This window comes from Streptomyces sp. NBC_00878, from assembly GCF_026341515.1.
GTDB lineage: Bacteria > Actinomycetota > Actinomycetes > Streptomycetales > Streptomycetaceae > Streptomyces.
Map to the genome: position 1 here is coordinate 6,696,710 of NZ_JAPEOK010000001.1, position 20,635 is coordinate 6,717,344.

The following is a 20,635-nucleotide window of genomic DNA, read 5'->3' on the forward strand; positions in this document are numbered from 1 at the left end:
GCCCGATCCGCCGTCAGGGGTCCAACACCTACTCCGTACCGATTGACGCACCCGCGTTGTAAATTCGCCGGGTGCCGATGCCCGCCCACCTCGACCCCCGCCTGCTGCGCGCCTTCCTCGCCGTCGCCGAGGAGCTGCACTTCACGCGCGCGGCCGCCCGGCTGTACGTCGCCCAGCAGGCCCTCAGCCGTGACATCCGGCGCCTGGAGCGGGAGTTGGGCGCCACCCTCTTCGTACGGACCACCCGGCAGGTGACGCTCACCCTCGACGGTGAGCGGCTGCTGCCGTACGCGCGGCGGGCGCTGGCGGCGCAGGACGAGCTGCTCTCCGTCTTCGGGCGGCCGGACGCCGAGCGCCCCCTGCTCGTGGATGTGAACAGCCCCGGGCTGTTCTCCGGGCGCGTGCTGGCGCTGGCCCGCGACCTCGCCCCCGACTGCGAGCTGATGACCCGCTTCGAGAGCGGTCTCACCGGGGCCGCCGCCGAACTGCTCGCCGGCCGGCTCGACGCGTCCTTCGGGCGGTTCGCGGGCCTGGACCCGGCGGTCCGCGCCCGCCTGGAACAGCAGCCCGTGCGGTACGAGCCCATGGCCGTCGTGCTGCCGGAGGACCACCGTCTGGCCGGATTGGATGCCATACCGCTCGACGCGCTGGCGGGCGAGCAGGTGTACGCCGGTGCCGGAAATCCCCGCACGTTGGAGTGGACCGATCTGGCCCATCGGCTTTTCGAGGGACGCGGGATCGAGGTCGCGGCGCCGGCGCCGCTCGCCGTCGGCACCGAGGAGTTCCAAAGGATCATGGCCAAGAAACGGAACCCCATCCTCGCCGTGATGGATTTTCCGGCCATGCCCAAATCGATACTTCGACCCCTGATCGACCCCGTGCCGCTGTCACCAGTGTCGCTGGTGTGGCGCAAGGGGCTTATGCATCGTGGCATGGAGGCGTTGCGCACCGCGGCGGCGCGTCTCGCAGCCGAAGAAGAGTGGCTGAAGTGCCCTTCGGATGGGTGGATTCCGGCCACAGATGCACTCATCATGATGAGCCGGGCCTGACACAGAACCCTCACTGATGCTTACGTGCGCTACATTCAGGGGCCGGGTGCAGTGTGATAAAAGGGGCGCTCGGGCTGGATGGGGGTCCGGTCCGGACGATGAGTACGAGTGCCCGGGTCGTACCGCACCCCTGGAACCAGTCCCGTGGGGGGATGTGCGTGCGCGTGGAAAATTGGCGGGAAGACGCCCAACGGGGTCGGAGTGAATCCGATCAGCCCGGTGAGGGCGGGGCCCTTCCGTCGGACCGTCATGAGGACGGTCCGTCGTTCCGGGGCGAACCCGGTCGAGCAGTCCGTCGGGAGGCTGGGCAGTCGTTCCGTAAGGACTCCGGTGACGGTGCCCCTGGCGGTAGCGGTTCCGGCGGTGGTTACGCCGGCGGCAGTGACTCCGACCGTGGTGACTCGGATCGTGGTCCGTCCGACGTGTGGCTCCGCCGTGCCGCGGCCCCGTCGGTGCCTCAGCAGAGAGACGACGAGCCGAGCGACGGTCGACGGAGCGACGACGAAGGCGGGAGACGTGGCGAGCCTCGGAAACACCGTGCCGGGGGAGCCGTCGAGCGGGGCGTGACGCCGCTGGAGCCCGGCCGGCACGTCGGGTCCGTCGGTTCTCCCGTCGGGTCCGATGGGACCACCTGGGGCGACGCCGACTCCTACGCCGGTCAGGACTCCTGGCAGGAGTCCGAGCACCCCGAGCACACCCATGACCCGCACGAGGTCACGGTCCAGATGGACGGTGTGGGACGGCAGTTGGAGGACTGGCTCGTCCAGCAGGCCAAGGGCGCCCCCAGCGCCCAGGACGCCTCGGACGGCCCGGTCTTCGTCGACGAGACGGGCCGCCGCAGCCGCAGGTACCGCAGGATCGGCATGGCTGTCGGCATGGCCTGCGCGGTCTACGCGGTGGTCATCCTCGGCACGCTCCTGTCGGGCAACTCCAGCGCGCCCTGGCTCCCGGAGCTGGGCCAGAAGCAGGAGGACGGCCCGGCGGGCAAGGTCGACACCCCGCCGCTGCCCGCCGACTCCGCTGGCCCTACCGGCTCGGTGAGCCCCTCGCCCGGTGTGACGCCGCCGGCGGGCGGCACGGTGACCAACTCGCCGGGGGCCGGCACCTCGAAGGACCCGTCGGCCAGCGCCTCGAAGACGGGGGAGAGCCCCGATCCCAAGCCGTCGGTGACCAGCACGAAGCCGGACACCCCGAAGCCGACGCCCACCGGGCCCTCGAACACGCCTCCGACCTCACCCGACCCCGATCCGAGCGTCAGCGTCAGCAGCGACCCCTCGGTTCCTCCGGGCGGTGTCGACACCGACACGGTCGCCGGTGACCCGCTCACGCCCGAGCCGATCCCCCTGCCTCCGGACCCGAGCGCCGCCCCATCCGCACAGTCCCCGGAGAACACCCTCTGATGGCACGCCGCACCAGCCGCCGCGGCGCAGAGCAGGGCGCCGTCAGGCGCCGTCGCCTGCCCATGCGCTACCTGCTGCCCTCGCTCATCCTCGTCGCCCTGATGGCGATGCTGATGCTGCGGGGCTTCGTACACAACGAGATCCTCGCCGACCACCGCATCCAGGCGTCGGCCGCGTCCGACCGGGTCCCCAAGAACATCTTGGAGGGCGGCCCGGTGATCGACACCCGCAGCGGCCGCGAGGACAGCGTGAAGGTCCCGGACCACAAGCTGGTCCTGACCTTCGACGACGGCCCGGACCCCGCGTGGACGCCCAAGGTGCTCGACGTGCTCAAGAGGCACGACGCGCACGCCGTCTTCTTCGTCACCGGCACCATGGCCTCGCGCTATCCGGACCTCGTCCAGCGCATCGTCGACGAGGGCCACGAGGTCGGTCTGCACACCTTCAACCACCCCGACCTCTCGCTCCAGTCCAAGCGCCGCATCGACTGGGAGCTGTCCCAGAACCAGCTCGCGCTGGCGGGCGCGGCCGGCATCCGGACCTCACTCTTCCGGCCGCCGTACTCGTCGTTCGCGGGCCAGATGGACAACAAGTCGTGGCCGGTGACCGAGTACATCGGCAGCCGCGGCTACATCACGATCGTCAACAACACCGACAGCGAGGACTGGCGCAGGCCGGGCGTCGACGAGATCATCCGCAACGCCACGCCCAAGGGGGACGACGGCGCCGTCGTGCTGATGCACGACTCCGGCGGCGACCGCTCGCAGACCGTGGCCGCGCTCGACCGGTACATCGCCGGACTCCAGGACGACGGCTACACCTTCGACACGCTCACCGCGTCCCTGAAGGTGCCCAGCGCGCACACCGAGGTCACCGGCCCCGACCTGTGGAAGGGCAAGGCGTGGGTCGTAGCGGTCCAGGCGTCCGAGAACACGACCTCCGCCCTGGTCGTCGGCCTCGCCATCATCGGCGGCCTTGTCCTCGCCCGCTTCGGGCTGATGCTGCTGCTCTCCGTCCTGCACGCCCGCAAGGTCCGCCGCCGCGGCTTCAGCTGGGGGCGGCCGATCACCGAACCGGTCTCCGTCCTGGTGCCCGCCTACAACGAGGCGAAGTGCATCGAGCAGACGGTCCACTCGCTCACGGCGAGCGATCACCCCATCGAGGTGATCGTCATCGACGACGGGTCGAGCGACGGCACCGCCCGCATCGTCGAGAACCTGCGTCTGCCGAACGTACGCGTAGTACGCCAGCTCAACGCGGGCAAGCCCGCCGCCCTCAACAGGGGTGTGGCGAACGCCCGTTACGACCTCATCGTGATGATGGACGGCGACACGGTCTTCGAACCGGCGACCGTCCGCGAGCTGGTCCAGCCCTTCGGCGACCCGAGCGTCGGCGCCGTCGCGGGCAACGCGAAGGTCGGCAACCGCGACTCGCTGATCGGCGCCTGGCAGCACATCGAGTACGTGATGGGCTTCAACCTCGACCGCCGGATGTACGACATGCTCAACTGCATGCCGACCATCCCGGGCGCGGTGGGCGCGTTCCGTCGCTCCGCGCTCAAGCGCGTCGGCGGCATGAGCGACGACACGCTCGCCGAGGACACCGACATCACCATCGCGATGCACCGCGACGGCTGGCGGGTCGTATACGCGGAGAACGCCCGCGCGTGGACCGAGGCCCCGGAGTCCGTCCAGCAGCTGTGGTCCCAGCGCTACCGCTGGTCGTACGGCACGATGCAGGCGATCTGGAAGCACCGCAGGGCGATCATCGAACGGGGCCCGTCGGGCCGCTTCGGCCGGGTCGGCATGCCCCTGGTGTCCCTCTTCATGATCCTGGCCCCGCTCCTCGCCCCCCTGATCGACGTGTTCCTTCTCTACGGGTTGGTGTTCGGCCCCACCGAGCAGACGATCCTCGCCTGGTTCGGCGTCCTGGCGGTCCAGGCGGTGTGTGCGGCGTACGCGTTCCGCCTCGACAAGGAACGCATGACCCATCTGCTCTCCCTCCCGCTCCAACAGATCCTGTACCGCCAGCTCATGTACGTCGTGCTGCTCCAGTCCTGGATCACCGCGCTGACCGGCGGCCGACTGCGCTGGCAGAAACTCCGGCGTACGGGCGCGGTGGGGCTTCCCGGCGGCGCCAGCCCGGGCGGCGGCGCGCCGCAGCAGCAGGAGATGGACCGGAGGCCGGTCGGATGAGCAGTACATTCCCTCCCCAGAAGGTGCCGCACACAGTGACTGCGTCGACTCTCCCCTCCGGCCCTCCCGGGACGGAAGAAGTACCCGACCCCGCCCCGGCGCCCCGGCGCGCCCCCGTCCGGGACCGTTACTTCGACCTGCTCCGCGCGCTGGCCCTCTTCCGAGTGGTCCTCTATCACCTCACCGGCTGGGCCTGGCTCCCCCTGCTCTTCCCCTCCATGGGCGTCATGTTCGCCCTGGCCGGCAACCTGATGGCCCGCTCACTGAAACGCCCGGCCGGACAGGTCATCAAGAGCAGGATCCGCCGTCTGCTGCCGCCCCTCTGGCTCCTGGGAGTCGTGGGCGTCACCGGCATGGTCCTCCAGGACTGGGGACCGAACACCGACGGCCATCCTGGCTGGTGGTGGCTCCACCTCACCTTCTGGATCCTCCCGCTGAGCGATCCGCCGTACGGCGAGGGACTGCCCGGCATCCACGGCGTCATCGGCGAGAACTGGGCCTCCGACCTCGCCGGACCGCTCTGGTACCTCCGCGCGTACCTCTGGTACGTCCTCCTCTCGCCGTTCCTGCTGCGTGCCCTGCGCGCACTTCCCGTGACGACGATCGCGGCGCCGATCGCGTTGTCGGCCGCGTTCGAGCTGGGGTACATCACCCTTCCCGGGGAGCGGATCCCCTCGGCGCTCACGGACTTCAGCACGTTCGGGGCCTGCTGGATCCTGGGCATGGCCCACCAAGAAGGCATCCTCCAGCGTCTACCGAAGTACGTCATTCCGTCCGTGGCCCCCGCCATTGCCCTGATCGGCCTCTGGTACGCCCTGAACCACAACTTCGGCCAGGGCAACGACCTGGACAGCATGCCCCTGGCCCAGGCCCTCTGGTCCTGCGGCACGGTGATGCTGCTGCTGCACGTCAGCCCGTCCTGGTCCGAGTGGCCACGTCGGCTGCGTCGGTGGGACAGACCGATCACGCTGCTCAACTCCCGGGCGGTGACGATCTATCTGTGGCACAACACCTGCATCCTGATTGCGGCGACCCAGTGGGACCGGCTCTGGGACATCGACGTGATCTGGCAGCACTTCTCCTGGCTGCTGGAGAGTCCGTGGCCGGTGCTGGCGATCACGTGGGTGTTGATCGCGGGGTGCGTCGTGTGCTTCGGCTGGGCGGAGGACCTGGCGGCGAAGCGGAAGCCGCAGCTGTGGCCGGACGGGGTGAAGCAGGGCCGGGCCAGAGCCCAGGGCGGAGCGCACCGAGGCTGAGAGACGTTCGGGGACGGTCTCTCCGAGAGAGCGTCCCCGACGTCCGGCTCAACTCACCGCAGTCACACAGTGAATGGTCACCGGCGGATCAGCCGTCCGCCGGACAGGGCCATGGCGGCCAGTCCTACGGCGAGCACGATGAACCGTAACGCGACCGCGGCGGACCCGGCGTCCTCGAAGCGCTCACGCAGCGACGGTATCTGCGTGACGACGAAGAGGCCGAAGCCCAGCATGCCGAGCCCCCAGAGTCTCGGACGCTCGATGTGTCCGGACAACCAGGACGGCAGCCATCCGAGGACCAGGGCCGCGAGGCCCGGCGGGATGGTCACGGCTCCCACCAGGATCAGGAGAGTTGGCATGGTGTCACCTGTCTTCAGGGGTTACTGGGTCTGGGCCTTCGGATAGCCGAAGTAGATCTTCAGTCTGACTCCCTTCTTCGGGCGCAGGTACTCACTGATGAGGTCCGAGACGTACCAGTAGTACGCGGAGATGACGCCGGCGATCACGGAGAACAGCTGACCGCCCGGCATGAAGCCGAGGATTGCCGCCACCGCCGCTCCGACGGCCGCGTGCCTGTTGAGCACATGCATCGCGTGCGTCGCCCGCTTGTTGCTCATGTTGATCTCCAGGCCCCACCAGTGCCACTTGTGGCCGTTGTAGTTGTGCTTGCTCAGGCCGTCGAGGTCCAGGCAGTTGACCGGATCGCCCGAGCAGTACTCGTAGGCGTTGGAGCTGCCCCCGAAGACCGGGTCGGTGGACAGGAAGCGGCCGGTGCCCGCGTTGTAGAGCCGGGCGCCCATGAGGATCACACCGGACGGGGTGTCCGCCGAGCGCTGGTAGCCGCCCAGCCAGCCGTAGCGGCCGGCCGAACCCGCGGTGGCGTTGCCGTACTCGTCCGTCGTGACGACGGTTGCCGTCGTGCCGTCCGCGAGTGGCCGCACCACGCTGACGTCACCGTGGATGTTGGTGAACTGGAGCTTCACGTCACCGGACTTGCCGGTGGTCGCCGCAAGTCCGACGCCGATTCCCAGAACGTTGCGGGTCAGGGCCCCGCTGCCGGAGTCCTCGACGATCCACTTCGGGGAGTCGCTGTCACCCGCGTAGTGGTTCACCTTGGCAGCGGTGGTGGACCAGGCGCCCGAGGACTGCGTCTCCTCCGTCCAGGAGCGGAAACGGTAGGCGGAGTCCAGGGCCCAGGTCTGCCGCTCGGTGCCGCTGGTCTGCTGGTGGACCAGGTCGGTGGCGTAGTAGCCGATCGTGGATCCGGGCAGGCTGGTGGTGCGGCCGAACGCGTCGTACACATACCCGGAGTCGACCAGTCGGTCCCCGCTGTCGTAGCTGTGTGTGGTGCTGGACCCGGTGGACGGGCAGGCGGCATTGGCGGCACCGGAGGCGGCGTACTGGGCGATGCGGTTGGCCCGCTTGTCCAGCGTGTAGGAGCGCGTGGTGCACACTCCGCCGGTGCCGATGTCCTGGACCGTGTTCAGCCGGCCGGCACCGTCGTAGGCGTAGTGCTGGGTTCCTCCGGTGTTGGAAGCCCGGCTGGTGACCTGGTCGTGGACGGAACGGACGACGGACTCGGCGAAGACCGCGGTGCTGTCGCTGTCCCGCGTGTAGGTGCGCTTGGTGAGCGCGCCGTTCGGGTCGGTCGTCTGGTCGAGGGTGTAGCCGCCCGGGAGCTTCTGGCTGGTGATGGCCCCGTCGGCGTCGTACGTCGCGGTGAAGGAGCCCGCCACGGAGTCGGTCAGCTTGGTCACCAGACCGCGCGGGTCGGACGCCGTGTCGTAGGTGAAGGTGGTGGTGGAAGGCGCGGTGTCGGTGCTCTTCACCGGTCGGCCGAGGTCGTCGTACTCCGTCGTGGTGGTGCCGTTATCTGCGTCGGTGTAAGAGAAGGTGCGGCCGAGCTTGTCGTAGTCGCGGGTGATGGTGCCGCCGCCGGTCGATGTGGTCTTCACCAGTCGGCCCGTGTCGCTGTCGTAGGTGTGGGTGATCGCGGGCACGGACTGGCCGAGGTTCCCGGTGACCGTGGAGGTGAGGAGGCGGCTCGCCGCGTCGTACGTGCGGGTCGTCGTCCGGTAGCTGTCGCCGGAGGTGTCGACGGTCTTGAGCGGCTGGCCGTAGATGTCGTACGTGGTGGTGCTGTCGACCGAGGTCGTCGGGTTGCTCCCGCCCCCGGTGATGGCACCGGCGGGACCGGTCCAGCACAGCAGGCCCTCCCACTCGGGGCGGCCCTGGCACGAGCCGCTGCCGGTGGCCTTCCAGTAGGAGTAGACCTTGCTGGTCGCGTCGTTGCCGGTGCCGCCTGACAGGATGATGCCGGTGACGCGGCCCTGCGCGTCGTAGCCCGTGTTGGTGTTCAGCGCCAGGCCGCCCGAGTCCTCGGTCACGAGGGTGGGCAGGCCCTTGACCCAGTCGTACTGGGTGACTGTGACCCGCTTGTCGGTCATGATCGACGAGTAGCCGTCGACGCGCAGACCGGCGGTGACGATGGTGAGCCGGTCTTTGACCTTGGCTGTGCCGTCGGTCGGGCGTCCCTTGTCGTACTCGTTGACCGACCAGGAGCGGGCCGAGACGGTGGTTCCCGCCGGGAGAAGGACCGTGCTGCCGTTCTTGAAGTCCTTCGTCAGCTCCACCCGGTGCAGCGGGCCGAACTCCTCCAGCAGCCTCAGGCCGTTGTCGCTGTAGTAGTTGTACGACGACAGCAGCTCGGCCCGCTGCGCGGTGCCCAGCTCTGAGATGCCCAGCTCGGCGAGTTGGCTGCTGTCGGCCGGGGTCAGGCCGAGCGCGAGGGAACGGTTCGCGGGGGTGAGCTTGCGGACGACGTTGCCGAAGCGGTCGTACTGCGTGCTGGCGATGTTGCCGCCGGGCTCGATGCTGTCGACCTCACGTCCTGAGTCGTCCAAATAGACGACGTCGGCCCGCTTGTAGTCGCCGGAGGAGAGGGCGCCGCCGTCGTGGGACGCCGGTACCTGGTCGGCGGGGAACACGGCCGTCGCGTCGGCCGGGCCCTGACGCTGACCCCACGCCGCCGTGTCACCGGACGCCATCGCGTAGGGCGCGGCGCTGCCGCTGACCGGAACCTCGTAGACGAGGCTGGTCTTCGCGCTGCCGCTGACCGTCGACTTGGTGCCCTGCGCCAGAGCGGGGCGGGAGACCGACAGGAGCATGCCCTCGCCGGAGGCGGAGCTGCTGCCCGCCTTGCCGTACTCGAAGGTCCACGGCAGCTCACCGGGCGGGGTGAGAGTGGTGACACGTCCGGCGGTGTCGTAGGTGTAGGCCGTCTTGAGCGGGGTGCTCAGCCGCGCGTCCCAGGCCTGCCGCAGTCGGCCCGAACTGTCGTACAGATACTTGGAGATGGTGGTGGCGGTCGACGCGCTCGCGGCGGGGGCAGTGGCCCAGAGATCGATCCGCGCCACGCGTCCCCTGTAGTCGCCGAGGTCCGAGGAGGTGGCTGTGGTGGACGTCGCGTAGACGAACTCCAGTACCCGGCAGCCCTGTGTGGCCGGCGTTGCTTTGCAGGTGGCCGCGGAGACCGCGCCGGTCGGCGCGATGAGGTACTTGGGGCGGGCCAGGGTGCTGCTGCCGGTGGTCACGGTCTCCGAGACCACCGTCGTGGTGGAGTCGTCGGTCGGCAGCGACGCGGTGGTGACGTTCCACGCGGGGGAGGCGCTGTCCGCCTTCGCGAAGGCGGTCACAGTTCCGTTGGTCTCGGCCAGCGTGAAGGAGCCGGTGAGCGAGCCGGTCAGGGTCAGTGAGCCGGAACCGGTCTCCGAGGTCCAGCCCCCGGCCGCGGTGGCAGTGAAGCCGGTAGCGATGCCGTCGGCGTCGACGACCGCGACCGACGTGCCGGAGGTCTGCTCCAAGTACTTCCAGGTGGAGCCGCTCTTGTCGGCGGTGACGCCGGAGACCCACTCGGGCCCGAAGATCGGGACCTGGCCCTCCTGCTGGTCGCCCGCACCCGGCCGGCGCGATGAGGCACTGCGGGAGACGCTCAGCCCGAACACCGATACGTCCCCGGCGGACAGGGTGTAGTCACCGGTGAGCAGGTTCACCGCACCGGGGCCGATCTCCTCCTCGGGAGCGTCGCCCGCGATACGGTCCACCGTGACGGCGACTGTCTGGCTGTAGCCGCTCGCCGTGCCGTTGCTGAACTTGGCGCGGACCTCGATCGGCCCGTCCTCGGTGAGGGTGTCGGTCGCCTTCCAGGTGAGGGCGGTGGCCTTGCCAGCCGTCACGGCGACAGGCCAGGTGACGGCCGCTCCACTGGAGGCGACGGTGACATCGCCGGCGGGGACGGTCTTCCAACTGTCCTGCTCGCCGCGCCGGTACTCGTAGACGGCGTCCGTGTAGCTCGACCTGCCGATCGCGGTGAGCGGTACGCGGCGGGCGGAGCGCTGTCCGTCCTCCGGGGACGTCAGGGCGACGCCGTCGCTGCCGACACCGAAGCTGTAGGAGGTGGCGTTCGCGGAGTGGTTGCCGGCCTGGTCGACGGTCCGTACGTAGAGGGTGTGCCAACCGCGGTCGGCGGTCACGGTGACGGACTTGGCACCGCCGCCGGTGCCGTTGGTCTCGTCGTCCAGCCGCTCGGGGGTGTTGGGATCGTCGAGGCCCCAGACATAGCCCTGGCCGTCCGCGGCCGAGGTGTTGAACGTGCACGTGGTGCCGTCCGACAGCGGGGCGTTCCAGTCGCCTTCCGTGTACCCGGCGCAGCTGACGCCGGGAGCGGCGGGCCGGGTCGTGTCGACGGCGAACGTGGAGTACGCGGACCAGTCGCTGTAGGCCTCGCCGTCGTAGGCACGCGCGCGCAACCGCAGATGCTTGCTGTCCGGCAGTGAACTGCCCGACGGCACGGATAGGAGAGCGTTCACGCCGGAAGCGGTGCTCGCCGATGTGCCGGTGTACGAGTAGGTGGTGTCCGAGAAGGCGGGATCGGCCGTCAGTTCGAACTGGGCCTTGTAGGTACCCCCGTCACTGTCGACGGCCTTGGCCCACAGGGTGGGTGTGCCGCGGGTGGTGAAGCGGCCACCGTTGTACGCGTTGACGGAACTGGGGCTGAGGCCCCAGCCGCTCGGTGCCTGCGGGGCGGTGTTCGCTGCGGACTCCGCCAGGGGAGCCTCGACGGCGAAGACCTGGCCCGAGGTCAAGGCCATCACGCAGGCCTCGGTGACCAAGATCAGGGAGAGCGACACGGCAGTACGCCATGGGCCGGAACCACGTCTTCGCGCTGCAGGTGTGCGGAACATGCTTCTCCTCGGGTGCTCTCCCTCGTGGGTCGAGGGGATCTTGGTGAGGGTGACATGTTCATTGTCGATGTGGAGATCTCCTGGTGAGGGTGGGGTGAGTTCGGGTGGCCGGATGAATGGTATTCAGACACTCCTCCGTCGAAGTTTGTCCATTTATCTGACGGAAGGTCGGGTGGCCGGGTATTCCACTTCGGGCTAGGAGTAGACGGTTCGGGACGGGTAGTCCCTTCAAGGGTGGGCTCGGTAGATCCTCTCTGAGTTCCTTCCGGTTCCGGCTCGGCGATGTTGTCCTGTCTGATGCTGCTTTCTCCATGTGGGAGGGGGCTGTGGCAGCCTTCCGTCTCGGCCTCGTCGGCGGTTCTCGTGGCACTGGCCGCGAGAACCGCCGACGATAGTCAGGTTCGGCCGGTGTGCAGTTGAGGTGACGGTAGTGAATACCACGCATCGCGCCCGCTCGACCAACGGTGCGTCAGGTCGTACGGGTGGCTGCCACAGCGCCGGTGTAGAGCTGTGTGGTGAAGTCGTCCTCGTGGATGCCGAGTTCGGTCATAACGGATCGAACGTCGCTGAGTGCCGCTGTCAGGTCCGGCTCCCCACGGATGATCGTTTCGACCTCCAGGAAAGTTCCCTCGATTTCCGGCACCCCCACCACAGCGGCGAGAAAGTTTCGACCAAGGGGGCTGAACTCGTAATTGTGGCAGTGCTTCTGGAACTCGATGACCGGAACATATCCGGTAGCTATTCAGCGGGGTTGAGCGGTGGGGTCAGGCTGCTGCGGTGTCGGGTGCGCGGGATCCACGCTCCGGTGGTGGAGTGCGTCGTAGCGGCTGATGCCCCACTTGGCTGCGGTCGACAGGTACGACTGGACGATGGCGAAGTCTGCCAGCCTTTGGAGGGTTCGCCAGCAGCCTCCGAAGGGGCGTTGCTGAACTTTGGCGGGTCTGCTGTCGCGTTCCGCTTGATTGTTGGTGAAGGGGACGGTGAGGTCGGTGGTGAAGCGGAGGGTGACCTCGCGGTGTTCCTCGAAACGTTTGGCCAGGGTGCGGGCGTGTCAGCCAAGTTGGTGCCGGCCCAAGGGGATGCCCTCAGCGCACTGATTCGGGAGGACCTTTCGCGCAGCCGTATGGCGGTCTTCCTGCATGGCGCGGTTGTTCTGACCGGCGTGGCAGCACTTGTTCCTGTTGTGATCGTCGACGCCGCGACCCCGGACGGGAACGACGCCACGGATGTGGCGGTGGCAGCAGTGCTGGCCTGCGTGCTGCTTGCTGTCCTCGGGGTCCTCGTGTAGAGCAGGCCATCCGTGGTCGGGAGCGCAGGCGCCAGCAGTATCGCGGACAGCTGAGCGCACCTGCAACTGCCCAAGTCTCCGGGGCCCATCCTGCTGTGCTCTACATCGCCTTCATCGCCCCATCGAGGCGATGGGCCGCTAGCTGTGCGCGCAGGCACCGCGCCTCGAAGGAGTGGCAGGCGACCCCGTACTCAACCTCGCGGCCTCCTACCGCACCGCCAGTTTTGTCATCCTGAAGGAGAACGGCATCCCGGCCCGCCTGCGTCCTTACGTGGATCGCGTACGGAGCCGCCTGATGGCGTACGCCCCCGAGAAGAAGCCCTGCGTTCCCTACATCGCGGCCCGGAGCTCCTACCCGCCGCGCTGCCCGGACTGAACCGTGTTGCAGAAGGCCGCGAGCAGTAGGGCTTCCAGGCGGGGCAGATCCGGCCGACGGTGTCCCGGTCGGTGATGTCCCGCTCGGCGGAGAGCAGGACGTCGCTGTCGCCGATGAAGAACATGAACTGCTGGAAGCCGCACAGGTTCAGCAGCCGCCGGGTTCCACCTTCCCGGTGTGGGCGGTTCGGATCGTTGGGCGGATGCTTTGCAGTGGCCAACGCGGTGATGGTGTTGCTTCCCAGGGGGCACTCCTTCGAAGGCTGCAGGCTGCAATTTCATGGATCTATGGGCGGGTTGAGGTCGATGTGGGCGGTCCCTCGGCGTAATTCGCTCTGGTGTCGTCCGGGCCCCGTCGGTAGCGTGGCTGCGCTCATGTCCCCCTCGCCCCACCGGGAGCCGTCCGTGAACCGCCGCCCCACCCTGCTCGTAGCGATCGCGCTGACCGCCGTCGCGGCTCTGTCGCTGTCCGCCTGCGGTAGTGACGACAGTTCCGAGGACAAGGCCAACGACAAGATCGCGGGCGCCGATACAGGCACGGACAAGTCCGCTTCGCCGAGCGCTTCTGCTCCAGCCCCCGCCGGGCGGCCGAAGATCGAGCTGCCTTCGGATCTGACGTACACCTTCGACTGGCCGAAGACGGGCGACAAGGAGAAGGACGCGGTCCTGAGCGACAGTGAGCAGTCCATCAAGGCGGTCGATCTGGCCATCGCCAACCAGAACGCCTTGGACAAGGCGTACCTCTTCTATTACGAGGGCGAGGCGGCCGCGGGGACTGAGCAGTTCATCCAGAACTACGTGAAGAACAAGGCGCGAACTATGGGCGCTTACCGCTTCTACGACCCAGCGGTGACGGTTGGTGGCGACGGGACGGCTTCGCTCAGCTACTGCGAGGACCAGGGCAAGGCGTACGTGATGTACCTCAAGGACAAGAAGGTCAAGAAGACCGAGGTCACTGCGAAGAGCTACGTCAGTTACCACACGTCGCTCAAGAAGAACAAAAAGGGTGTCTGGGTAATCCAGAAGATCATCTCTCAGAGTGGGAGTTCCAAGTGCCAGCCCTGAAGCGCAGGTTGACGACGACTTCCGCGGTGGTCGCCGTCGGAACCCTCCTGCCCCTGCTTCTCGTTGCGGGTGTCGCGCGTGCCGACGACACGCTGGGCGGCAACACTCAGAATCCGCCCCCGACCGGCCCGACCGGCGGCGTCGACGGCGACACCATCTCCTCCGGCGCAGGCGGCGTCGTCTTCGACCGTTCCAAGAACGGCAGTGGCGGTTCCGTCGGAGCCGTGAGACCCACCACGACCTGGACCCCACCCGCCTGCTGGTACGCCCCGAAGTACACGCCGGCTCAGCTCCAGGCTCATCTGGAGCCGATCTGGGAGGCGGGGGCGACGGGGTACGAGTGGGACGCCGAGCAGCGCAAGATGTACGTCGGCGGTGACCCGTACAAGGACTTCAACAAGGACAAGACCGGCAAGGGCTACTTCTGGGACTCGTACGTCAACAAGAGCTACCCGCCCGGCTGGGACAAGTGCAATGAACCCCCCTTCTGGGTGGATCAGGGCGAGGCCCCGCCGCCCGAGATCGAGAACGCCATCACCCCGGAGATACTCGCCCAACTCGCGTACGCCGAGATCCGCGTACCCGGTACCGAGGTGACCCTGGCCCCCGAAGGCACGACGAAGGTGAACCTGCCGACGTGGGCCTGGCTGGACGCAGCGGACTTCAAGCCGGTCTCGGTCACGGCGTCGGTACCCGCGATCGGTATCCAGGCGACGACGACCGCCGAACCGGTCTCCCTGAAGATCGAGCCGGGTACGGCCGACGCGGAGACCTACCCCGCTTCCGGGGTATGCGAGCTCAACGGTGACCAGATCGGCGAGGCGTACGCGAAGGGCAAGTCCGACGAGACCCCGCCGTGCGGTGTGAGGTACCTGCGCTCGTCGGGGGACGGTTCGTACAAGCTCCAGGCGACGGTGACGTGGAAGATCCACTGGACCGGCACCGGCGTGAACGGTGAACAGCCGTTGCCGGACGGCGAGTTCGGGGCGGACCAGGACGTGATCGTCCAGGAGATCCAGGCCGTCAACCGCTGACCGAGGTGGCGGATTCGGGCCGGTCGGCCAACCGCGCCTCCGAGGAGCGGTTGGCCGACCGCCAGGAAGAACGGATAGCGTGATTCCGCTTTCAGGGGAGGCGGAGAGGACGGCACGACGCGACGGCGTGGCCTGTCTTGTCTCGCGGTGCTGCCTGCCTCGCTCGTCATCAAAGTGGAAGCTTTGGGACACCGGGCGTGGCGCTTGGGCCCGACATGGTGTCCCAAAGTTGCCAATTGGTCAGGTGGTGCGCTTGGAGGGGGGCGTCGCTTTCGCGGAGGTGGATGGCTCTCACGCGACTTGGCGGGGCCGAGGGCGCACGACTCGTACTGCCGCATTGGTGGCGCCACTTGCCGGAAGAGTGCTCGTGCGTGGTCCGTCGTCTGAAGCAGGGCGGGAATGTGGATGATCAGCGCCGCGCGCAACCCGGCCGCGTGGTGCTCGAGTTCAGCCAGGTCGATCAGTGCGGCGGGCAGGTGTTCGCGGTATTCCTCCCGCCACCCGCGAGTCCGACGCCCTGTCATTGCGGTCAGGGCATCGGCCAGGGCATCGGCCAGGGCGTCAATGAGCTGACCGTCCGCGCAGTCGTACACGTTGGCCGTGGAACGGACCCGGTCGGCGCTGATGGGCGTACGGCCGGTCTCGGTCATGCTGACGCGCGCCTGGTTGACGCCGAGCAGTTCGGCGGCGCCGGTGGCGGTGAGCCCGGCCCGGTCGCGGAGGTTGCGCAGCTCGGCGCCGAATCTCCGCTGCCGCAACGTCGGATTGCCGGCTGACGGCGTCGCCGCGGTGCGGATGAGATCGCCTTCGTCGTCTCCGGGTGCTTTTGGGTGCTTATGGCGGAGCTGTTTGGTCTTCGGGTCCTCGTTGCGCGGCAGGGCAACGCGAAGTTCGCGGTGCGGTTGCGGGGCGCCGGGTTCACTCCTGTGCCGGGCGAGACCGGCAGGGTTCGCTATCTGAGGCAGGGTGCGTGGTTGCCGGGGTGCGCGGATCCCTTCGGCGGCGGAATGCCCGGCGCGGGAGGTCCGTACGCTCCGTAGACGGGAGGTCCGTACGCTCTGTAGCCCGGTGCCGGAGGCCCGTACGTACTCCTGCCCCGTACCCTGGTCCGCAGGCCCCGGCCCGTACGGCGGGTACACCGGACACTCCCGACGCCCGCGCCCGCCTCCCCTCAACGCCCCCCTGGCACCCCCCTCACCAGTAGAAACCCCCCACCCCCCGAAAAAACCCTCACCGCGCCCCCGGCCCCGGGGTGAGAGCAACGTTCCCCGGCGGTCACCCGTAGCCACAGGCCGGAAACGCGCCGTCCCTACCTTCGGGCACACCACCCGGTAGAAAATGTGGAGGCGTGAGATGACAGCCCCGAGCAGCAGCATCGCACCGCGCAAGGGGGGCCGCTGGATCGAGCAGTGGGACCCGGAGGACGAGACGTTCTGGAACGAGACGGGGGAGAAGGTTGCCCGGCGCAATCTCTTCTTCTCCGTTCTTTCCGAGCACATCGGGTTTTCGATCTGGACCCTGTGGTCCGTCATGGTGCTCTTCATGGGGCCCGAGTACGGGCTCACCCCGGCCGACAAGTTCTTCATCATCTCGATGGCCACGCTGGTCGGCGCCATCGTCCGCGTGCCCTACACCTTCGCCGTCGCTCGCTTCGGTGGCCGGAACTGGACCATCGTCTCGGCGAGCATGTTGCTCCTCCCGACGATCGCGGCCTTCATCGTGATGGAGCCGGGGACCTCCTTCGGGACCTTCCTCGTGTGCGCCATGCTCGCCGGTGTGGGAGGCGGGAACTTCGCCTCCTCCATGACCAACATCAACTCCTTCTTCCCCCTGAGGAAGAAGGGGTGGGCTCTTGGGCTGAATGCCGGGGGCGGCAACATCGGAGTGCCCGTCGTCCAGCTCGTCGGGCTCGCCGTCATCGGCGCCAGTGCCGGACCGCGCGTGCTGCTCGGCATCTACATTCCGCTGATCGTCATCGCCGCCGTGCTCGGCGCGATGTACATGGACAACATCACGTCCGTGAAGAACGACACCGGCGCCGCCAAGGAGGCCGTGAAGGACCCGCACACCTGGATCATGTCCTTCCTCTACATCGGGACGTTCGGGTCGTTCATCGGGTACAGCTTCGCCTTCGGGCTCGTGCTCCAGACGCAGTTCGGGCGTACGCCGCTGGAGTCGGCCTACGTCACCTTCATCGGGCCGCTGCTCGGCTCGCTGATCCGGCCCGTGGGCGGCTGGCTCGCCGACAAGTACGGCGGCGCGAAGATCACCCTGTGGAACTTCGTCGGCATGGGCGCCGCGACCGCCGTCATCGTGGTCGCCTCCATGGAGGAGTCGCTGGCCCTGTTCACCGCGGCGTTCATCGTGCTGTTCGTGCTGACCGGAGTCGGCAACGGGTCCACGTACAAGATGATCCCCGGTATCTTCCAGGCCAAGGCCGCCGCCATGGGGCTGACCGGCGAAGAGGCAGCGTCCTACGGGCGGCGGTTGTCCGGTGCCTCGATGGGGCTCATCGGGGCCGTGGGCGCGCTCGGTGGTCTCGGTATCAACCTCGCCTTCCGGCAGTCGTTCCTGAGCGTGGGGTCGGGCACCGGGGCCTTCGTCGCCTTCCTCGCCTTCTACGCGGTCTGCTTCGCGGTCACCTGGGCCGTATACCTTCGCCGCCCGGCCGCCGCCGGGTCCCCGGCAACCACCGCTTCCGAGGCGAAGTCGCAGCTCAGCTACGCGGAAGTGTGACGTAACACGGATGACATCAACCGGAACCGAGCCTGTCACGCACGATTGACAGGCTCGGTCATCCGCCATGATGCGGGCAAATAGGGCGTGCGGGACGCCCGCCCGGGAGCCCACCCCGCGAACGCGACAGCAGGAGCGTCCACCCCACCCACGCACGCGACAGCGGGACGCTTCACGCGGGACGCCCCCACTCAGCGGGTGACGCAGGACGAACACCACTCCAGCGGGACGAGAGTCATGTACGAAGAGCAGCGACCGGAGCAACGCATCGAGCAGCTACCCGAGCAAAGCCCTGCACAGCTACCCAAGCAGCTACCCGAGCAGCGACCCGTGAAGCGCCCCGAGCAGAGCGTTGAGCGGCGGCCCGAGCGGGCGGACCACGGTCCCCTCGCCGGGTTCACCGTCGGCGTGACCGCCGCCCGCCGTGCCGACGAACTCGGAGCCCTGCTCCAGCGGCGCGGCGCCGCCGTCCTGCACGCGCCCGCCCTGCGTATCGTGCCCCTCTCCGACGACAGCGAGCTGCTCGCGGCGACCAAGCAACTGCTCCACGAGGCCCCGGACATCGTGGTCGCCACCACCGCGATCGGGTTCCGTGGGTGGGTCGAGGCCGCCGACGGGTGGGGGCTGGGGGAGGACCTGCTCGACACGCTCCGCGGAGTCGAGCTGCTGGCCCGCGGACCCAAGGTCAAGGGCGCGATACGGGCCCAGGGGCTGACCGAGGAGTGGTCACCGTCCTCCGAGTCCATGGCCGAGGTGCTCGACCGGCTGCTGGAGGAGGGAGTCGAAGGGCGCCGGATCGCTGTCCAGTTGCACGGTGAACCGCTGCCCGGGTTCGTCGAGTCGCTGCGGGCCGCGGGCGCGGAGGTCGTCGGCGTCCCCGTGTACCGGTGGATGCCGCCGGAGGACATCGGGCCCGTCGACCGGCTGCTCGACGCCACGGTCACCCGCGGCGTGGACGCGCTGACCTTCACCAGCGCCCCGGCCGCCGCCTCGCTGCTGGGCCGCGCCGAGGAGCGCGGGCTGCTGCCCGAACTGCTCGCCGCCCTCAACCACGACGTGCTGCCCGCCTGCGTCGGCCCGGTCACCGCGCTGCCGCTGCAGGCCCGGGGCATCGACACGGTCCAGCCGGAGCGCTTTAGGCTCGGCCCTCTCGTGCAGGTGCTGTGCCAGGAACTGCCGTCCCGGGCGCGGACGTTGCCGATCGCCGGTCACCGGGTGGAGATCCGGGGGCACGCCGTGCTGGTGGACGACGCGCTGCGGCCCGTACCGCCCGCCGGGATGTCGCTGCTGCGCGCGTTGACCCGGCGGCCCGGCTGGGTGGTGGCCCGGGCCGAGCTGCTGCGGGCCCTGCCCGGCGCCGGCAAGGACGAACACGCCGTGGAGACCGCGATGGCCCGGCTGCGTACGGCACTGGGGACGCCCAAGCTCATCCAGACGGTAGTCAAGCGCGGCTACCGGCTGGCGCTCGACCCGGCCGCCGACTCCAAGTACGGCGACGTCTGACGCCCGTCCCGCCCGTACCGGCCGTACAGCACGAGCGCCCACGCCAGGAAGCCCAGGGCCAGCGTGTGCAGTACGGCCCGTACGGCGTTCCAGGCCACCCACGGGTCCTCGAACTTCTCGCGCACGGCGGCCGGATCGGCCAGCGTGGCCGGATTACCGGCGTTCGCGACGTCCTCGTTCAGCGGGATGTTGAAGACGGCGGTCACCAAGAACGCGAGCGTGTACGCGACGAGCGCCGCGAACACCCACGCCCGCACGCGTGGCGAGCCGCGCAGCTGCCAGGCCGAGACGGCCGTCAGCAGCAGCGCGCCGGCGAAGGTAAGGAAGAACATCGGGTTCTGGATGACCTCGTTGATGTCCTGGATGACCTCGATGTAGCCGCGGTCGTCACCGCGGGCCAGCGCCGGCATCACGTTGTTCGCGTACGTGTAGAAGAGCCCGGCGATCAGACCCGTGGCGACCGTGGCCGCGACCAGTACACCCCCGGCGGCCGTCCGCCGCCCGTCGTTGCGCTCCGTGGTAGCTGTCATACCTATGAGTCAACCCGTCGGTCGCCGCGGACGACATGCTCCGGACGCGCGCCCGCATAAGCGGACGTCCAGCGCGTGGTGGTCGCGTGGCGGTCACGTGGCGGAGCGGCGGGTACGAGTCGGCGCGGGGGTTCCCGCCGCGCTCGGGGGAAGGCACTGTAGGGGGTACGGGCCACGCACGGCCCCCTCCTGTACCCCCCGCTCCCGCATCCCCCTCACGATCCCTCTCCGACCCCCTTATGGCGGTAACCCCAAGGCGGTGACAGGCACATGGCACTGGGCACGGCCACAGCCACGGCCTCAGCCTCGTACGAGCTGCGGTTCGACTCCGGACGGATCTGTCTCGATCTCCTGGCCACCACGCACCCCGAGGAACGGCTCGACTCCGCGGAGCCGTTGCGGGCCTGGATCACCGGATCCGGACTCGTCCCGGCGGGCACGCCACTCGCGGCGGCCGACGCCTCCTGGCTCGTCGGCTTTCGCGAACTGCGCGGCCACATAGGGCAGTTGGTGCGAGGGGAGCCCTCCAGGGATTCCCGTCCCTTCGGCATCGCGCTGGCCCGGGTCAATGAACTCGCCCGTACCGCACCGCCCGTGCCGCATGCGGTGTGGGACCCGGGCGGCTCGCTCGTACGCGCTCTGGAGGGCCCGCCCGCCTGTGCCGAGCTCCTCGCGTCCATCGCCCGTGACACAGTGGAACTCCTCACCGACTCGGCCGCTCGTGCGAGCATTCGCGAGTGTGAGGGAGACAACTGCCCCATCGTGTACCTGGATACGTCCAGAGGGCGTCGTCGCAGGTGGTGCTCCAGTGAAGTGTGCGGGAACCGCGAGCGGGTGGCGAGGCACCGGCGCAGAGCAGCCCTCGCGCGGGCTTAGAGTTCACTCGTGAAGGAGAGCCCCCCAACTTCCCCACACTCTCCTCACAAAGAATGCCCGTCACTTTGAACACAGCCGCGCCTGC

At 68.7% G+C, this 20,635-nt stretch carries 13 protein-coding genes and 2 pseudogenes; 10 read left to right on the forward strand and 5 right to left on the reverse strand.

Going from position 1 to position 20,635, the window contains the following annotated elements; translation table 11 throughout:
- Nucleotides 1-77 precede the first annotated feature (77 nt).
- The 4 genes from OHA11_RS29050 to OHA11_RS29065 all read left to right on the forward strand — a co-directional run bounded on the left by OHA11_RS29050 (nucleotide 78) and on the right by OHA11_RS29065 (nucleotide 5,900).
- On the forward strand, nucleotides 78-1,049 hold the full coding sequence (locus OHA11_RS29050; protein WP_323186780.1) for a LysR family transcriptional regulator: 972 nt from the start codon (nucleotides 78-80) through the stop codon (nucleotides 1,047-1,049).
- 563 nt (nucleotides 1,050-1,612) lie between these two features.
- Nucleotides 1,613-2,449, forward strand: coding sequence for a hypothetical protein (locus OHA11_RS29055; RefSeq protein ID WP_266501379.1), 837 nt, complete (start codon nucleotides 1,613-1,615; stop codon nucleotides 2,447-2,449).
- A complete protein-coding gene (locus tag OHA11_RS29060; protein ID WP_266501382.1) occupies nucleotides 2,449-4,644 on the forward strand; it encodes a bifunctional polysaccharide deacetylase/glycosyltransferase family 2 protein in 2,196 nt (731 codons plus the stop codon). Before OHA11_RS29055 ends, OHA11_RS29060 begins: the two co-directional genes overlap by 1 nt.
- Before the next feature lie 35 nt (nucleotides 4,645-4,679).
- Nucleotides 4,680-5,900, forward strand: coding sequence for an acyltransferase (locus OHA11_RS29065; RefSeq protein ID WP_266501384.1), 1,221 nt, complete (start codon nucleotides 4,680-4,682; stop codon nucleotides 5,898-5,900).
- A gap of 77 nt (nucleotides 5,901-5,977) precedes the next feature.
- Here OHA11_RS29065 and OHA11_RS29070 read toward each other — a convergent pair whose 3' ends face one another.
- The 3 genes and pseudogenes from OHA11_RS29070 to OHA11_RS29080 form a co-directional block, all read right to left on the reverse strand.
- Nucleotides 5,978-6,259, reverse strand: a complete 282-nt coding sequence (locus tag OHA11_RS29070) for a hypothetical protein (RefSeq protein ID WP_266501386.1) — start codon at nucleotides 6,257-6,259, stop codon at nucleotides 5,978-5,980.
- Between the two features lie 21 nt (nucleotides 6,260-6,280).
- Complete coding sequence (locus OHA11_RS29075) at nucleotides 6,281-11,089, reverse strand: RHS repeat-associated core domain-containing protein (protein WP_266501389.1); 4,809 nt, start codon at nucleotides 11,087-11,089, stop codon at nucleotides 6,281-6,283.
- A gap of 796 nt (nucleotides 11,090-11,885) precedes the next feature.
- Nucleotides 11,886-12,191 (reverse strand): annotated as a pseudogene (locus tag OHA11_RS29080) (transposase); the annotation flags it as partial.
- Nucleotides 12,192-12,603: 412 nt separating this feature from the next.
- On the opposite strand from OHA11_RS29080, the gene OHA11_RS29085 reads away from it, so the two are divergent.
- The 3 genes from OHA11_RS29085 (at nucleotide 12,604) to OHA11_RS29095 (ending at nucleotide 14,905) form a co-directional block, all read left to right on the forward strand.
- Nucleotides 12,604-12,807, forward strand: coding sequence for a hypothetical protein (locus tag OHA11_RS29085; RefSeq protein ID WP_266501392.1), 204 nt, complete (start codon nucleotides 12,604-12,606; stop codon nucleotides 12,805-12,807).
- 404 nt (nucleotides 12,808-13,211) lie between these two features.
- Nucleotides 13,212-13,871, forward strand: coding sequence for a hypothetical protein (locus OHA11_RS29090; protein ID WP_266501394.1), 660 nt, complete (start codon nucleotides 13,212-13,214; stop codon nucleotides 13,869-13,871).
- Nucleotides 13,872-13,963: 92 nt separating this feature from the next.
- A complete protein-coding gene (locus tag OHA11_RS29095) occupies nucleotides 13,964-14,905 on the forward strand; it encodes a hypothetical protein (RefSeq protein WP_266507534.1) in 942 nt (313 codons plus the stop codon).
- Between the two features lie 323 nt (nucleotides 14,906-15,228).
- On the opposite strand, the pseudogene OHA11_RS29100 reads toward OHA11_RS29095, so the two are convergent.
- Nucleotides 15,229-15,636, reverse strand: a pseudogene (locus OHA11_RS29100) (Scr1 family TA system antitoxin-like transcriptional regulator); the annotation flags it as partial.
- 622 nt (nucleotides 15,637-16,258) lie between these two features.
- Here OHA11_RS29100 and OHA11_RS29105 point away from each other — a divergent pair.
- Both OHA11_RS29105 and OHA11_RS29110 read left to right on the forward strand, forming a co-directional pair.
- Entirely contained in the window at nucleotides 16,259-17,641 is a 1,383-nt protein-coding gene (locus OHA11_RS29105; RefSeq protein ID WP_266501396.1) for a NarK/NasA family nitrate transporter, read from the forward strand.
- 330 nt (nucleotides 17,642-17,971) lie between these two features.
- Nucleotides 17,972-19,144 (forward strand): uroporphyrinogen-III synthase, encoded by a 1,173-nt coding sequence (locus OHA11_RS29110; protein ID WP_266501398.1) that lies wholly within the window; start codon nucleotides 17,972-17,974, stop codon nucleotides 19,142-19,144.
- On the opposite strand, the gene OHA11_RS29115 is transcribed toward OHA11_RS29110, so the two are convergent.
- A complete protein-coding gene (locus OHA11_RS29115; RefSeq protein ID WP_266501400.1) occupies nucleotides 19,093-19,674 on the reverse strand; it encodes a DUF1772 domain-containing protein in 582 nt (193 codons plus the stop codon). The two genes, OHA11_RS29110 and OHA11_RS29115, sit on opposite strands and share 52 nt — an antisense overlap.
- Nucleotides 19,675-19,944: 270 nt before the next feature.
- On the opposite strand from OHA11_RS29115, the gene OHA11_RS29120 reads away from it, so the two are divergent.
- Nucleotides 19,945-20,550, forward strand: coding sequence for a CGNR zinc finger domain-containing protein (locus tag OHA11_RS29120; protein WP_266501403.1), 606 nt, complete (start codon nucleotides 19,945-19,947; stop codon nucleotides 20,548-20,550).
- Nucleotides 20,551-20,635 lie beyond the last annotated feature (85 nt).